The organism is Paenalcaligenes sp. DL 309, from assembly GCF_057475285.1.
The window spans coordinates 13,617-29,336 of record NZ_JBYBKW010000012.1; the positions used below are offsets into that span (position 1 = coordinate 13,617).

Below are 15,720 nucleotides of genomic sequence, written 5' to 3' on the forward strand. Positions count from 1 at the left end.
TATTGCTACGTCTTAATCATAAAACCTGACGCCGCATAGCCACCTACCGCTAAAGGCCGTTTTTGGGACACTTAACCATGAGTAGTTGCTGAGTTTTTTTCTACACTTTACCCATGACTACTTTTTTGGAAAAAAAATGAAAAAATCCTTCATATTCCTTGCCGCATCTGCGGTACTTGTTTTAGCTGGATGTTCCACAGCTAAAATGAATGAAGCATTAGGAAAGTACAAACAAAATTTTCAAGCTAACCCTCCCGTCTCTATTGCGGAGTTGGATGAACGGGTAAATCAAGCGTGGGAAACAATGATTGATGAACCTAGCCTACTTAATGATCAGATTTATTTATTTTTGAAAAAAGAATTAGCTCAACAGCAATCGGCAGCACTAAAAACACAGGAAGTAAACCGTCATTTTGCGGTGAGCTGGGGCAATGCTGGACGTGGCGGAGCTGCACTAAGGGAAGCTGCCTATATTCATACATTGGGTGGTATTGAGAGTAATGAGCGATTACCTCGAAATCGTCCATCATCACTTTTGAACGTTGCCATCGTAGACTTAACCGAAAGCTACAACGTTACGCCAGGCAAAGGCTACTCACATTACGAACTGAGCCGTTGGGAACGATATTGCAACTATGGCAAAGACATGGACAAGCGCGATTGGGCGTTTGTGAATAAAGAAGGCTTACATAATATCCCTAGCCATCTTCGCGCTCGGTGCAATCATCCAAAATAGTGATAACGTATAGTTTTCTATTTGCAGAAAATTGCGGAAACTCCTGCTCTTTGGCGTAAAACAGGAAGGCAAGCTTTCCTGCATGACTAGGAGTAGCTTGCCTTTGACAATGAGACTAAACCGTTAGGTCAGTAACTATCTATTGATCTCTTCTTTTAATCGCTCCACTAACCAAATCTTAATAATGGATTGCCTTGTCACACCAATCCTTGCTGCCTCACGATCAAGGGAGTCCACCACCCAAGCAGGGAAGTCAACACTCACTCGCTTTGTGTTCTGATTGACGCGACGCGCAGTCGATAAGTCTAGGTCATCGAGTATATCTTCTACGCCTTCATCAAATTTGGCATCAAAGCCTTTAGCATTCATAAGCTTTATGGTTTCACTAAGTTTTCTGCTACTTCAGGAAAGGTTAATAAAAACTCAGCTTGATTGATATTAGTCCAAGGCTCTATTTCATAATGCCCTGTTTTCCCCGACGGCAATGTTTTTCCTTTTTCTTTTTTATGACGTATAAAGTTCAAAGAAAATCCATCTTCATGACGTAGCTGGCCAATAATACGCCTGATAGAAGGAATGGGAACCCCTGTTTTTTCTTGAATTAAATCAATAGTAGGCTCTTGCTCTGTCGCTATGCAATAAAGAATATACAGCTTTCTCGACACCAAACGATCAACAGTCGCAATAGCATAAATATCAGCTAACTCTTTAGTAAAAAGCTTATTACTCATGCGACTTATCTCTGATTTCCAAAATAGAAATAGTAGTTACATCTATCTCTGAAGGCTTACCATCTATTAACACCCACGCCATATCACTACTATCAGACACAAAATCTAACATGAGTTGAGCGATATGGTCTTCTTTCCCATCAGAAACAAGAACTTCGATCAAGAGATTATTTGAGCCAATTTGATGCGCACCGGCATTGATAGCCTCTTCATAATATTCAGCCTGCTTAGAGTGAGTAGAAACAGTATGACTAACCTCATGATTAGGTTCTACATACGCCTCATCACGCTCCTCGTCATCGGTGAAAGTTGTAGGTTGAGACTGTTGCTGACCAATAGATAAACCATCAGATTCGTAAGAGCTAGTTTGAATACCTGTTTGGTCGTGACCTGAATTTTCTTCACTTAGAATTTCATTGGAACCTGCTTGGCTATCAGCTGGCTCTTGTTCTACTTGTTGATACTTAACATCTTCTGAGTCATCAGTTTCAGCATAATTCTCTTCGTCTGGTGAAGCTGTTAATCTTGCTAAGAACTGGCGAATTCTTTCACGACTCATTCCTTCATTTTCTCTAATTTCATTGAAAAAAGAACGGGCTTGCTCTTGATCCAATTCATAAATTCTACCCAGCAAAGATAAAGCTGTCGCATCAGTAACATGCCCATCATTATGTAGAGCTTTTATATCATCATTGAGGTTATGAATTGTTGAGTACAAGGTCACATAGGAATTTCTTTTACCTAGTCGTTGTGCTACTTTGCTTTTTGACCAACCCGATCCCGTTAGTTTATTAATACCTTCTGCGATTTCCAAAGGTGTTAGGTCATCGCGCTGAATATTCTCAACAAGCTGACCTGCTAGTAACTCTATAGGGCTTTGGTCTTTGTTATTAATAATAACGTCTATTCTTTCTAAGCCAGCAAGTTTAGCGGCACGCCACCTGCGCTCACCCTTCTGGATAACGTATTCACCACGACTGTTTTTTGGACTGACAATAATTGGACTTTGTTGTCCTTCTTCTTTTAAGGAGTCAGCCAATTCATTCAAATTTCTAAATTGAACGCGCACTTGGGGCTTAGAAACAACTCGGTCTAAAGGGAGCTGTAAAACTTGTCTTACATTAGAAACTGAATTAGTTAGAGCTGCTAAGTTTCTTATATTTCTCATAATTTTTTAAATAACCTTTTCTAAAATTTCATCTAATAACGCTTTGACTTCCCTTGCTGCTACATGCCCATAACCTAATGACCAAACAGGTATACCTTCACTGGTTGCTCGATCTAATGGTGGACGATGTTTTATGATGCTCTTTAAAATTAAGTCGGGTATTTCAGCGTTTAAATAATTCAGTGCTTTCTCGTGACTTACCGATGCATCCATTTTATTGATGGCTACGCCCACGATATTCAACTCATAGTTAATATTCTGTTGAATACCAATTATAGTGGTTAACAGTCCTTCTACGCCATCTACAGCAAACCCAGATAGTTGAACTGGACATACGACATGGGTAGAGAAAGAAAGAGCCGCAATTAGCTTTCTGCCCAAGCTTGGAGGGCAATCTATCAACACATAATCATACTGAGGTAAAATAGATCGTAGATTTTCACCTGGTACTAATGCCTTGTGAACTTCAATGGTTTCTAATTCAGATAACTCAGAGTCATTAACTAAGCTATAGATCAGATCAACACCTGACGGGCAAGATAAAGGTTGTATATCATCAAGCCCCTCTGTAAATAAATTTAAAGTGCTTGTGCCATGAAAATAGGGTGATAAATCTTCATTTTTAGGCGCTAAGCGAGAGGATGTATTACCTTGCGGATCAAAATCAATAACTAAAACTTTTTTGCTTTGCTCAGCTAAATAAAAAGCCATTTGTAGACAAAGAGTACTTTTTCCTACCCCGCCTTTTTGGTTTGCAAAGCTAATGATGTGTGTCATAAAAAAAGACCTTATAGCAAATTAACATGCGTTTAGACTATCGTACTACACGATAATACTTAAACGCCTAAATGTCATCAAGTGATATTATAGCTGCTATTATTCCACGCTTAAACATTGAAAACAAGTGTATTATTTCGGCATGCCGAAATTTGATAATAAAAAAGCGACCCGTAAGATCGCTTTTTCTCTTCAGAAGAAAAGTAGTAGTCCTACATTACTTCTACCAACACTTAAGAAAATACTTCTGGAAAAGTAAACGTCTCGATAGCCTCTTTGGGTTGTCGGTATAATGCCCACAAAGAACACTCTATTTCTGCTATCCGAGTCTGTCGAATCCATTGCATAGTTGACTGTGAAGGTAATCGACTAACCGCTTCGTGCCAGCTTTGATTTGTTACTTGCCAATCATCATTTGTTCTTTTTTCAAAGCATAAGCCCGACTCAGTGTTTTTAATTAAATCTTCATTGATAAAAGCCCACATATTATTGCTCCTTTTCAGTTACGTTTTCTTCGGACTCTGCCGCCATTTTACGGATAGCAGCAATAAAGGCTTGTTCAGGTTGAGCGCCACTTAATAGTTGGTTTTTACCTGTTTGATTATCCACCAAAAAAGTAGCGGGTGTGCCATTGATTCCCATTTTTGTAGCTTGAGCTATATCACTCTGTACTTTCTCTTTGAATTTGCCGCTATCTAAGCAACCTTGTAGCGCTTTTTTATCAATACCTAAGCTGTTAGCTACCCCTAATACGTCTGCGCCCTGTCCATTGCCTCTTGTCTGCTTAAATAATTCGTCTAAGTACACCCAAAACATTTGATTACCTGCAATATCAGCTACGCACTCTGTTGCTTGTGCTTCGACTTCTGCTACCGGGTTATGAAAACTTAAAGGTAAGTGCTTCCATTGCCAGTTAACATGCCCTTTGCTTTGATCTACGATGCTTTTTGGTGTGTCATGAAAACGCTTGCAATACGGACACTCAATATCTGAAAACTCAACAAGAGTGAAACGAGCGTTGTAATTACCGTAGATGTGCTTGTCATCTGGAATGTCGTTAGAGGCCAGTTGATAGTTTTGTAAGCGATCTTGCTTAACTTGCTCTTTTTCTTGAGTGATACGATTCTCTATTGCTTTTTCCACTGCTTTTTCAAACGCTTCAGCATCTAATGTTGGTGCTGTTGGTGTTGGTGTTGGTGCTTCTGCTTTTGCTTGCTGCATTGTTATCAATGTATTTTGCAGTAATTCGAGCTGTTGGTTTTGTTTGTGTAAAAAATAGCCTATACCGCCACCAACTATTGCTAGAGCTGTAATTGTGCTTGTGATAAGTAGTTTGTTTTTAGTTGATTTTGTTGTCATGGCTATTCCTTAAAACTGGATTCCTAAGTTGTTAGATAGAGCGTGTTGAATTTCAGTGCTGAAACGGTTTGTTAGACGGCGGAAAACGTCATCAGTAGGCGAGTAGTCAATTACTACTCCTTCTTTTTCTACGTCTCTTGCAATCGCTTGGATGTTGTTTAAGCCATCAATTAGTCCTAGATCAACCGCTTGCTCACCACTCCAAACAAGACCTGTAAACAAATCAGGATTGTTTGATAGCTTATCGCCTCTATTTTCTTTAACCCGTGAAATAAACTGCTGATGGGTTTGATCTAAAATGTTATCCCAAAACTTTTTAGCACCTGCTGATAAGGGAGAGAAAGCATCCATAAAGTTTTTGTTTTCACCTGCGGTAAAAGTACGGCGATCTACTCCTATTTTTTCCATTAGATCAACAAAGCCAAAGCTAGATGTAATCACACCGATTGAACCGACTAAACTTGCGCGATTTGCATAGATTTCATCGGCTGCAATAGCTACGTAGTAACCACCAGAAGCACCAATATCATCAATAACTGCGTAAACAGGTTTATCAGGATATTGTTGCTTTAGGCTAAGGACTTCATCGTAGATACGTCCTGCTTGCACTGCACTACCACCGGGTGAATTAATGGAAATAATGACGGCTTTAGCAAATTCATTTTTAAAAGCTTCTTGTAGTGCAGGAATAAAGCGGTCTGCACTGTTTGAGTTTTCAGGTAATATTGCCCCTTTAATTGCTAGTACAACAGCATGTGGCTTTTGACTTTTTTTTGTTTCCCACGGTAACATATCAGATCGTTTAGCCAGAAGAATTGCAGCAACCATCATTAGAATAAAACCAAGAGTTCGTAGTAACCGAATCATTAGAATGAATCGTCGTTCTTTACGATGCTCCTTTTGCATAGAGGAAATAATATTTTCAATAATGCTACGTTCCCATTTGGAGTTGTCAGTTTTCATCTTGATAACTCCTAATACAAACCAAGGGTAAGCATTTTTAATGTGGTAAGTAAATAAGTGGTGAGAGTGTACATAAGCTGATTCCCTTACATGAGTGAATGATTAGGTATCAGCTTAAAAGAAAGTAATTTTTTGTAGGTTTGTGAAGTGACCTTTTTTGGCTTTTTTGTTTCTGTTATTTTTTGATGAGCAAATTGTTTTAGATGATGATGGAATGTACAGTGTGATCCAAGTTAAAAAAGGCGGGTTAATATAAGGGAAAAGGATAAAAAAGGGGGGTTTTCCGTTTTTTCTCAATTTTCTTTTTAAATCAAAGACTTATTTTTTTTAGTGTGCCATCACTCCTTGAACCTTTGTGCCATCACTCCTTGAACCCTCTTAAAGTTATCCACAGATTTCGCAGGTTATCCACAGGTTTTTAGTCTGTGCTTGCCATCATTCCTTGAACCCTAGTTCATTTTTTGACTAGTTTTTAAGTTATTTGAAGAGATTTTTATCTTTTTTTTAACTTAAATGGTGAAAAAACAAAGGGAAAACTTAAAAAATGAATTTTATAGTGTGTTTTTGTGGATAAAGCCATGACTCCTTGAACCTTTGTGCCGTCACTCCTTGAACCCTCTACCCTCTTTTTGGCTTATCTTGCCATGACTCCTTGAACCCTCCGAACACTATTTATTAGCCTAAAAAATGCTTTAATTTAAGTTGCTAAACAGTAAATCCACCACGAAAAAGATTAAATTAGTGATTTAGGCCCTGTTTTAGACCATTTGAGTATGCTCATACCGATATAAGTTGTGTTATGGTGAAAAAATTTGCTTTGACTTTGCCATCATTCCTTGAACCTTAGTGTTTTTTATTTACCTAACAAATATTCACATAACTATTTGATTTTATTAAATAAATACACTGTTACTTTAATGATTTTAAAAGTTTGCGTAACGTCAATTGGTCGTGTATGATTATATTTATCGTGAAAGACATTCATTAAAGACTTGTACGAAGAAGCCAATATCGAAGATGTCATTGAAATCAAGTAACTAGGAGGGAGGCTTTGGCCTCTTTTTTATGGAAAGTTCAGATAAAACAAAGTCATATTACAGCCCTACTCCTGCTGAGTGGAGACAGCTAAGGTTAGAGGTGGGCTTTACTCAGAAAGAAATGGCACATTTAATTTGCACTACTGAGCGTACTATCCAGCGTTGGGAGAGTGGAGAGCGTAAAATCCCACCCATGGCATGGAAGTTACTCAGATCAGAGCTAAAACTAGATTAAAAGATAGGTCGGAGTTATGGCAGATGACAAAAACATGCAAACTAAGTTAGCGTTATTTAACTTTTTTGGAGAGAAGTCGAATAATACTTCGAGTTTACATAAGCAGTTAATACACTCAAACACGATTTCTATTTACGATGCGTTGCCCAAATATAACTGGGCTGGTAGACAGCCTAAAGAGCCTAAAATCGTAAGAAGTTGCACATTAGATAGAGTTGACTATGAGGCTACGATTGAACCTGCACATTTAGAGCGCGTTGACCCTAAAACAAAAGAAAAAAAGTGGGTATCAGTTTATCCCGGAGTGAGGGAAGAGGCAGTTGAAGATGTACTAAGGTTTTTAGCCGCAAATGGGCAGGGAGAAATTTTAGGTAAGGAGATGGGAGTTCATTTTACAGTTAATGAAGTGGTAAAAGAGCTTAGAAATGTAGGGAAAGCGTATAGTAATGCAGAAGTTGTTGAAGCGTTAACGGTTTGTAATAAGGCAAACTTAAAAATAGATATGAACGCAGGCGAGGTCGTTGTGAACTCACCTATTTTCCCTCATGTGACCTTAGTAAACAGAAAGAATTATGTAAATACTCCATCCACTAGGTGTTTTGTACGTTTTCATCCCATGGTCATAGCTGCAATTGTTAATGTGGATTACCGCATGTTCAATTATAAATTAGCAATGAGCATGAAAAATCCGTTAGCTCGTCATATTTTTAAGCGTATTAGTCACTATTGGCGACAAGCCAGTCAATCGCATACATACAATTTTAATTTAATGAGTTACTTATCACAGACACCACGCAATATTTCACCTCGTATGCATCGCAACATAGAGGCAATGAATACAGCACTAGATGAGCTAGTGAAAAGTGAAGTATTAGAGGGGTATGAAAATCAAGAAATCCTAGATGGGCGTAGTCTTAAAGACGTGAGTTATATATGTAAACCACATGCAGAATTTGTTAAGGGTGTTAAAAAAGCAAACTACATAGAGGGTCGGCGTAATCTTTATAGCGTGTTGCCTGAACTTCCTAAGAGCTTGAGGTAAGAAGAAAAACTGTAGTTAATGCAATCTTATTGGTCAACTTAGTTTAAAGATTACATAGTGAACACAAGGCTGCATCCGTTTACTTTCTAAGCCAAGCTTAGTAGACATTAAGGTTTGTTAATGTGTTTATCTCTCCACGTTGGGTATTTGTCTTATCAGGATAAATATTATTTAGTTATTTATTAAATAGGTAGGTTGTATGCGGACTGTTGGTCAAATCAAAGACTTGCTGCTTGAGCTTGATCATTGCATTGCTGATGAGCTAGAGGATCAGGATCTCGACTTTAAACAGTGGGATATGAAAAGTCGTGATAAGGCTGTCCGAACTATTGTTCAAATGGCTGTATGTATGGCTAACGGTGGTGGCGGTACAGTTGTCTTCGGAGTGTCTGATCGACTTATAGGGCAAGAAGCAGCTATCCTTGGTGTGCCTCTTGAGGTTGATATTAATATACTTAAAAAAGCGGTATACGATCAGACTGATCCAAAAATTATGCCAGTTTTTGAAGAATTTGCAGTGCCATATGGTACAGGTCGCATTTTATTGATGCAGGTTTATCCTGGCATGCCTCCTTATACAGATAGCTCTGGGCGTGGCACTATTCGTATAGGTAAAGACTGTCAGCCGTTAACGGGAACCTTGAGAGGTAAGATTAGTGTAGAAACAGGTGAAACTGATTACACTGCAGAAACAGTGGGATCAATGGATTCGCGATTGTTTTCTGCAACGGCAATGGAAACTCTGCGTAACCTAGCTAAAGCAGAGCGAGCACCTGAAGATTTGCTGCAGTTATCTGATCTTGATTTATTAAATACGCTAGGTCTTATCCGTCACGGACAAATAACAAGAGCAGCTATTCTATTAGCGGGTACTGAAGAGGCACTACGTGAGTACTTACCAGGTTGTGGTTGGACTTTCTTACAGATGGGTACTGATACAACTTACGGTATACGTGAAGATAAGGTGAGCGCATTACCTTTATCTGTTAAGCGTATTGAAGAGCTGCTAGTGCCTTTTAATCCAATCACTACAGTCGAGCAAGGCTTGTTTCACTATGAGTATCGCACTTGGCCAGCCATTGCTTTACGTGAAGCTTTGATGAATGCTTTTTGTCATCGTGATTTAAGGTTATCAGGCCCTGTGATGGTAAAGCTGTATTCAAATCGAATTGAAATTAGTAATAACGGGGGGTTTATAGGTGGTATTAATCCTGACAATATTCTTCACCATCAGCCTGTTGCTAGAAACCCATTACTTGTAGAGGCTCTTACCCGTTTGCGTTTGGTTAACCGTACTAATCTTGGTATTAGTCGTATGTTTAGTACGATGCTTATGGAAGGTAAAGAGCCTCCTGTTATTCGTGAAAGCGGTGAGTCTGTCACTGTGGTGTTTTTTAGGCGTGAAATTAATGCGGCATTTCGATTATTTGTTACTGAAGAAAGCACGGCAGGCCGTGACTTGAGTGTTGATAGCCTGATTATTTTACAGTATTTGCTCAAGCATCCAGAGATGGATATAGCTCTGGCGGCTAAATTATGTCAGCGAAGAGAAGCTGAGGTGAGGGAAACAGTATCCGAGTTGGAGCAACGTGGTTACATTGAGCATGGTGGAACGGGGCGAGGAGCCTACTGGAGTATGTATCCAGATCTGTATAACCGCTTATCAGATGATGATCAAGGTGAAATGCGTCGGCGCATTGACTTAGAAGCAGCTAAAGCACGTGTACTCAGTATTTTAATAGAAAGAGCGCGTAAAGGTGAGTCAGGGTTACAAAATAAAGATATCCGAAAAATCACCCGTTATGACCGTAGTCAAGTTACTCGATTGCTACGCGAGTTGCGTGATGATCACCCACAGCTTAAAAGTCTTGGCCATGGTGCAGGAGCCAGTTATGAGTGGATCAATGAGTAATTGAGCAGCAAATTGAAATTTGCGCAATTACTGCGCAATTATTTCTATAATTGAATCGTAAATGATATTGTGAGTTATTAGTGCGCAATTATTGATAAATGTAAAAAGAGAATTAGCTCTATTTTTTATATAATCTAGTGTTATACCTAAACCGTATTTGCGCTAAATACGTATATCCACTTCTTAGTCATTGATGTACTTTGTTGTCTGATGATTTCTTAACAAGAAGAGGATAACTATGCCTGATGATCTACAGTGGGTTCGGCCTATTGTTTATAAAAACACAGGGCCAATTTTTTATGGCCTTGTTTAGAGGGGCTAGACTTTGAGGTGGTGCGTCTACCTCATTGCGAGAGTTAATAAAAAAACTTTTTAGGCTTTCTCGGTAAAACCAAGAGAGCCTTTTAATTATTGGATAGTTGAGATACGGATGATCGAAAAAGAAACCTTGTTCTCGAATGTAGAGACTATAAATAGTAAGCAGGTAGCTGTATTGAAGCATCATTTTCCGCAATGCTTTGATAAAAACGGGCGCTTTATCCAAGATAAATTAATCGAAATTATTCAAGACCAAGGAGTCGATGTAACAACTGAAAGCTACTCATTGGATTGGTTAGGGAAATCTTATGCAAGGCTGCTTGCTAACCTGCCACCAGAGACATTACTTACAGAGGATGTAGCACATAACCAAGAAGAACAAAATAAAAACAGCGAAAATCTATTTATAGAAGGTGACAACATAGAAGTGCTAAAGCACATGGTTAATGCTTATAGCGAAAAGGTAAAAATGATCTATGTCGACCCTCCATACAATACTGGTTCCGATGGCTTTGTGTATCAAGATGATCGTAAGTTTACACCTGAGCAATTAAATAAGTTAGCAGGCATTGATTTAGATGAGGCCGAGCGTATTTTAGAGTTTACAGATAAAGGCTCTAATAGCCATAGTGCTTGGCTTACTTTTATGTACCCACGCCTTTATATAGCGCGTGAGCTACTGAGTGATGATGGGGTTGTTTTTATTTCTATTGATGACAATGAAGTTGCACAATTGAAATTGATCTGTGATGAGGTATTTGGAGAAAGGAATTTTATAGGGCAATTATGCTGGAAAAATGCGACCGATAATAATCCTACTAGAGTAGCCATTGAGCATGAGTACATTCTTGCTTACTCCAAAATCCTTAGTAAATGTATGCCAGTTTGGAAGTCACAAGAGTCTGATGCTAAAAATGTTTTAATAAAAATAGGAAAAAAGCTAATTGAAAAAGGACTAACTGATAAAAAACTACAGAGTGAGTATACGAACTGGTTTAGAGAAAATAGAAGCTTTTTAGGGAAGTTAGACAGGTATAGGTATATTGATAAGGGTGGTGTTTACACTGGAAGTCAGAGTGTTCACAACCCCGGCAAGGAAGGTTATAGATACGATATTATTCACCCTGTAACAAAGAAACCATGTAAAGAGCCTTTAATGGGTTATAGATTCCCAGAGGATACCATGCGCGATCTAATTAAAAAAGATTTAATTTTATATGGTGAGGATCATAACAAAATCATTGAGTTAAAGGTATATGCCGCGACTTATGAGGAAAAACTTCCAAGCAATATAATCTTAGATGGTAGGCTTGGTACTTATGATGTAAGAGCATTGTTTCCAAAGCATAAAACTATTTTTACGAACCCTAAGCCTGTTGCTCTTTTAAAATTACTTTTCTCTTATGTTTTAGAGAGTGGGGATATAGTTCTCGATTTTTTTGCAGGTTCATCAACAACTGCTCATGCTGTTATGCAACTCAATGCAGAAGATGGAGCCAATCGTCAATTTGTTATGGTTCAACTGCCTGAGCCTACGCCAGAAAAATCAGAGGCCCGTAAAGCAGGTTATAAAACCATTTCTCAAATCAGTAAAGAGCGTATTCACCGTGCCGCCAAGAAAATACAAGAAGAACATCCTGAGTATGAAGGTGACTTAGGCTTTAAATTATTTAATACCATTCCTGATTTTAGAGCTGATGCGGATGCAGAGCTAAGCTTGAGCAATAAAACTTTCTTTGATGATGCCGTGCTGAGTGACGAGCAATACGTAGCTTTGCTGACTACTTGGCGAGTATATGATGGCAGCTTACTGACTTCACCAGTAGTCAATGTTTCTTTGGATGGGTATCAAGCCCATTTGTGTGATAGTCGTTTGTATTTTATTGCCCCAAATTTTCATTCCGAAGCACTGACCACGCTATTAAAGCAGTTAGATGAAGATGAATCATTTGCGCCAAATAAGATTGTTTTGTATGGAAGTAACTTTGATAGCGGCAAACAGTTAGAGATCAATGATGCGTTAAAAAGCTATGCAAACAAAAAATCCATCGAACTAGACTTAATCGTGAGGTACTAATGACTAAAGGATTTACATTTGAAAAAAATCTGCCTCACCAGCAAGTCGGAGTACAGGCTGTATTAGATGTGTTTAACGATGTTCAGGTTGAACAAGTTGATAGGCACTCGTTAGCGAACCCTGACTTGACGCTACCTGTCGAAATTTATACTCGAAATATACACGCTGTACAAAATAGAAATGAAATAGAAATAGATAAAAAATATTACGATGTTGATAGCTCAGTTCTTGATATATCAATGGAAACGGGTACAGGGAAAACTTATACCTATACCCAAACCATGTTTGAGCTAAACAAGGCATACGGCGTGACAAAGTTCATGATTGTTGTGCCTACCTTGTCCATTAAGGCAGGAACCGTGAATTTCCTCAAAAGTGAGGCAATGAAAGAGCATTTTCGTGATGAGTATGACCGTGAAGTAAAACTGCACCTTGTAGAGAGCCAAAGAGGTAGAAGTAATAAAAGCTATATGCCTCAAGCTATCCAAGAGTTTGTGCAGGCTAACAACTTCAATAGAAAGTATATCCATGTGCTAGTTATTAACTCAGGTATGGTGAACTCACCTTCACTGTCTGAGCGTTATGATGTAAGCCTCTTTAATGAGCAATACGATATACCCTTTGAAGCGATTGCTGCTGTTAAACCTATCATGATTATTGATGAGCCACACCGTTTTCCAACAGAGAAGAAAACGTGGAGTAATATAGAAAAGTTTAAGGCCCAATACATCATTCGTTATGGTGCAACTTTTAAAGAATATAAAAACTTACTCTATCGCTTAACGGCTGTGGATTCATTTAATAATAACCTTGTTAAAGGTATACAAACGCATATCTCAGAAGTGGTAGGTGTGGATGCAGCACGGTTAACGTTTGTAGATTCAACAGGCAAAGAAGCTACCTTTGAATTGCTAGAAAATAATGAGCGTACAAAGTATAAGCTTGCTAAGGGTGAGAGCCTATCAAAAATACATTCTGCTATCCATGGATTAGAAATTGAGCATTTGAACATGAGTACCGTTCTATTGAGTAATGGCGTGGAACTAAAGAAAAAGGATGCCATTAGTCCTTACTCGTACTCACAAACAGTCCAAGATGACATGATCCTTAGCGCAATTAAAGGTCATTTTGACTTAGAGCGCGAACTATTGACACGCGAGACACGCATTAAACCACTTACCCTTTTCTTTATTGATGATATTGCTGGTTATAGAGCAGGAGAGGGCATTACAGGCACGTTAAAAGACAACTTTGAGCAATGGGTTGTAGCAGAGGCGAAAAAACGATTAAAGACGGAGAGTGATCCATTTTATCGACAGTATTTAGAGCAGACGGTACAGGATGTATCGCGTGTGCATGGTGGCTATTTCTCTAAAGACAATACGGATAAAGATGACAAAATCGAGTTGGAAATAAATGAGATTTTGCATGATAAAGAAAGCTTATTATCGCTTAATAATCCACGCCGTTTCATTTTCTCCAAGTGGACGTTGCGCGAAGGATGGGATAACCCCAACGTTTTTCAAATATGTAAGCTTCGATCAAGTGGAAGTACGATTTCCAAGTTACAAGAAGTTGGTAGAGGGTTACGCTTACCTGTTAACGAATACATGAGTCGTGTAAAAGATGAACAGTTTTATCTTAATTATTATGTAGACTTAACGGAAAAAAACTTTACTGAACAGCTTGTTCAAGAGGTCAATGAAAGCTCATATAAGGAAGTAATACCTACGAAATTAACACCTGAGCTTATAGAGCAAATCACAGGCGTTTATGATGGGCTATCTGCATTAGATTTACGAAATAAGCTGAATGATGAAAATGTCATTGATGGAAATGATGCGTTTGTTTCTTCGGATAGCTATGCCAAGATAAAAGAGCTGTATTCAGCAGCATTTACGCAAACGGTAGCGAAGAATAAAATTATCAATGCAAATGATAAGCCTCGTCAGCGGGTCACGTTACGTAAAGGGAAATACCATGAGCTAAAAGATCTATGGGAATTGATCTGCCAGAAAGTGATACTTGAATATAAGATCAAAGATGAAGATGAGTTTTTAGAGCTGTTTCTTGAGTATTTGAAATCAGAAGTAAATAACCTTACTGTTTCAGGCATTAGAACTCGCACTGAGAAGGTTGTGATTGAACAAGGTAAGGCGCGTCTCATAGAGAATGTACAGGTAGAAGATAGTAGCTTTCTTCAATACAGCACAATGAGCTACCCAGCTTTTATTGCTCGATTGGCTCAGGACGCATTGATTAAGCAATCAACACTACATCAAGCCTTTGTAAAGCTTCAAGAGCAGCTAGATATAACGAGCTACCTAAATATGAGAACGGTAAAAACGCTAGTCGCTGGATTTAAACGCTTTTTACTCATGCGTTCTTTTCAGTCATTTAGCATAGGATATAACAAGGTATCTAACCGGGTACACCCTACTAAACTAACTAATGAAAAAGGTAGTCCGTTAGATGCCGTAGACGCTAGTGACATAGGCCAGTTCAATGATTCTGATACATTGCCATTATCAACTTATTTTTTTGATGAGGTGTTTTATGACTCAGACCTTGAACATCAAAATATAACTAAAGAGAACATAGAAAATGTAGTGGTTTTTACCAAAATCCCCAAGAACTCAATAAAGATACCCATAGCAGGTGGTTTTACTTATTCCCCTGATTTTGCCTATGTAGTGAAAACCACCACAGGGCAAATCCTTAACTTTGTTATTGAGACAAAAAATGTTTTAGGTGACGATGATCTTAGAAAGGAAGAGAGGAAGAAAATACAACATGCCAAAGCCTTATTTTCTAGTATTAATAAGGAAGTGGCTGTTGAGTTTAAGACGCAGTTCTCTAAAGATAAAATCGTTGATTTGCTGCGCGAGTCACTCGTAACATAAAAGATGGACTTATTTTGATTGCAATAGTGGGCGGACAAAATAGTTAGGAGCTAAGGTTCGCTCTGACCTATCCCCCAAAAACAGTGCCATAAGGTTGATGAGATTTCCATTAAACTGGGAGATCTCACCATGAAGAAGCGTTACAGCGAAGAACAAATTATCCGTGCTATTAAAGAGCATGAGGCCGGTGCCAAGGTTGGCGACCTATGTCGTCAGCTCGGTATTTCATCGGGTACGTTTTATAACTGGCGTAGTAAGTATGCGGGCATGGAAGTGAATGAAGCGAAGCGACTTCGAGAGCTCGAATCTGAAAATGCTAAGTTAAAAAAGTTGCTGGCGGAGAAGCTACTGGAAAATGAGGCGTTGAAGGATGTCGTGTCAAAAAAGTGGTAAAGCCCGCCAGTAAAAAGGCCGTTGTGGAGTACGTGATGACGCGATTTACGCTGAGTGAGCGTGCCGCAT

At 38.7% G+C, this 15,720-nt stretch carries 13 protein-coding genes and 1 pseudogene; 7 read left to right on the top strand and 7 right to left on the bottom strand.

Annotation, left to right across the window (positions count from 1 at the left end):
* Positions 1–136 precede the first annotated feature (136 nt).
* On the top strand, positions 137–736 hold the full coding sequence (locus AC2UZJ_RS11535; protein ID WP_486950304.1) for a hypothetical protein: 600 nt from the start codon (positions 137–139) through the stop codon (positions 734–736).
* A gap of 135 nt (positions 737–871) precedes the next feature.
* Here the strand turns inward: AC2UZJ_RS11535 and brnA are convergent, their stop codons facing one another.
* The 7 genes from brnA to AC2UZJ_RS11570 all read right to left on the bottom strand — a co-directional run bounded on the left by brnA (position 872) and on the right by AC2UZJ_RS11570 (position 5,734).
* Positions 872–1,105 (bottom strand): type II toxin-antitoxin system BrnA family antitoxin, encoded by a 234-nt coding sequence (gene brnA, locus AC2UZJ_RS11540; protein ID WP_486950305.1) that lies wholly within the window; start codon positions 1,103–1,105, stop codon positions 872–874.
* A gap of 5 nt (positions 1,106–1,110) precedes the next feature.
* Complete coding sequence (locus AC2UZJ_RS11545; protein WP_486950306.1) at positions 1,111–1,467, bottom strand: hypothetical protein; 357 nt, start codon at positions 1,465–1,467, stop codon at positions 1,111–1,113.
* Positions 1,460–2,635, bottom strand: a complete 1,176-nt coding sequence (locus tag AC2UZJ_RS11550; RefSeq protein ID WP_486950307.1) for a ParB/RepB/Spo0J family partition protein — start codon at positions 2,633–2,635, stop codon at positions 1,460–1,462. Before AC2UZJ_RS11550 ends, AC2UZJ_RS11545 begins: the two co-directional genes overlap by 8 nt.
* A 6-nt stretch (positions 2,636–2,641) precedes the next feature.
* On the bottom strand, positions 2,642–3,412 hold the full coding sequence (locus AC2UZJ_RS11555) for a ParA family protein (RefSeq protein ID WP_486950308.1): 771 nt from the start codon (positions 3,410–3,412) through the stop codon (positions 2,642–2,644).
* 233 nt (positions 3,413–3,645) lie between these two features.
* Positions 3,646–3,897: a hypothetical protein gene (locus AC2UZJ_RS11560; protein ID WP_486950309.1), complete on the bottom strand. Its 252-nt coding sequence runs from the start codon at positions 3,895–3,897 to the stop codon at positions 3,646–3,648.
* A 1-nt stretch (position 3,898) separates the two neighbouring features.
* On the bottom strand, positions 3,899–4,771 hold the full coding sequence (locus AC2UZJ_RS11565; RefSeq protein WP_486950310.1) for a DsbA family protein: 873 nt from the start codon (positions 4,769–4,771) through the stop codon (positions 3,899–3,901).
* 9 nt (positions 4,772–4,780) lie between these two features.
* On the bottom strand, positions 4,781–5,734 hold the full coding sequence (locus AC2UZJ_RS11570; protein WP_486950311.1) for a S49 family peptidase: 954 nt from the start codon (positions 5,732–5,734) through the stop codon (positions 4,781–4,783).
* 1,065 nt (positions 5,735–6,799) lie between these two features.
* Here AC2UZJ_RS11570 and AC2UZJ_RS11575 point away from each other — a divergent pair.
* From AC2UZJ_RS11575 to AC2UZJ_RS11600, 6 genes and pseudogenes are all read left to right on the top strand, one after another.
* Complete coding sequence (locus AC2UZJ_RS11575) at positions 6,800–7,006, top strand: helix-turn-helix domain-containing protein (RefSeq protein ID WP_486950312.1); 207 nt, start codon at positions 6,800–6,802, stop codon at positions 7,004–7,006.
* A gap of 16 nt (positions 7,007–7,022) precedes the next feature.
* A complete protein-coding gene (locus AC2UZJ_RS11580) occupies positions 7,023–8,048 on the top strand; it encodes a hypothetical protein (RefSeq protein ID WP_486950313.1) in 1,026 nt (341 codons plus the stop codon).
* 199 nt (positions 8,049–8,247) lie between these two features.
* Positions 8,248–9,960, top strand: a complete 1,713-nt coding sequence (locus AC2UZJ_RS11585; RefSeq protein ID WP_486950314.1) for an ATP-binding protein — start codon at positions 8,248–8,250, stop codon at positions 9,958–9,960.
* Positions 9,961–10,390: 430 nt separating this feature from the next.
* Positions 10,391–12,355 (top strand): DNA methyltransferase, encoded by a 1,965-nt coding sequence (locus tag AC2UZJ_RS11590; RefSeq protein WP_486950315.1) that lies wholly within the window; start codon positions 10,391–10,393, stop codon positions 12,353–12,355.
* Entirely contained in the window at positions 12,355–15,258 is a 2,904-nt protein-coding gene (locus AC2UZJ_RS11595; RefSeq protein ID WP_486950316.1) for a type III restriction-modification system endonuclease, read from the top strand. Before AC2UZJ_RS11590 ends, AC2UZJ_RS11595 begins: the two co-directional genes overlap by 1 nt.
* A gap of 129 nt (positions 15,259–15,387) precedes the next feature.
* Positions 15,388–15,645, top strand: a pseudogene (locus AC2UZJ_RS11600) (transposase); the annotation flags it as partial.
* Positions 15,646–15,720: the final 75 nt, after the last annotated feature.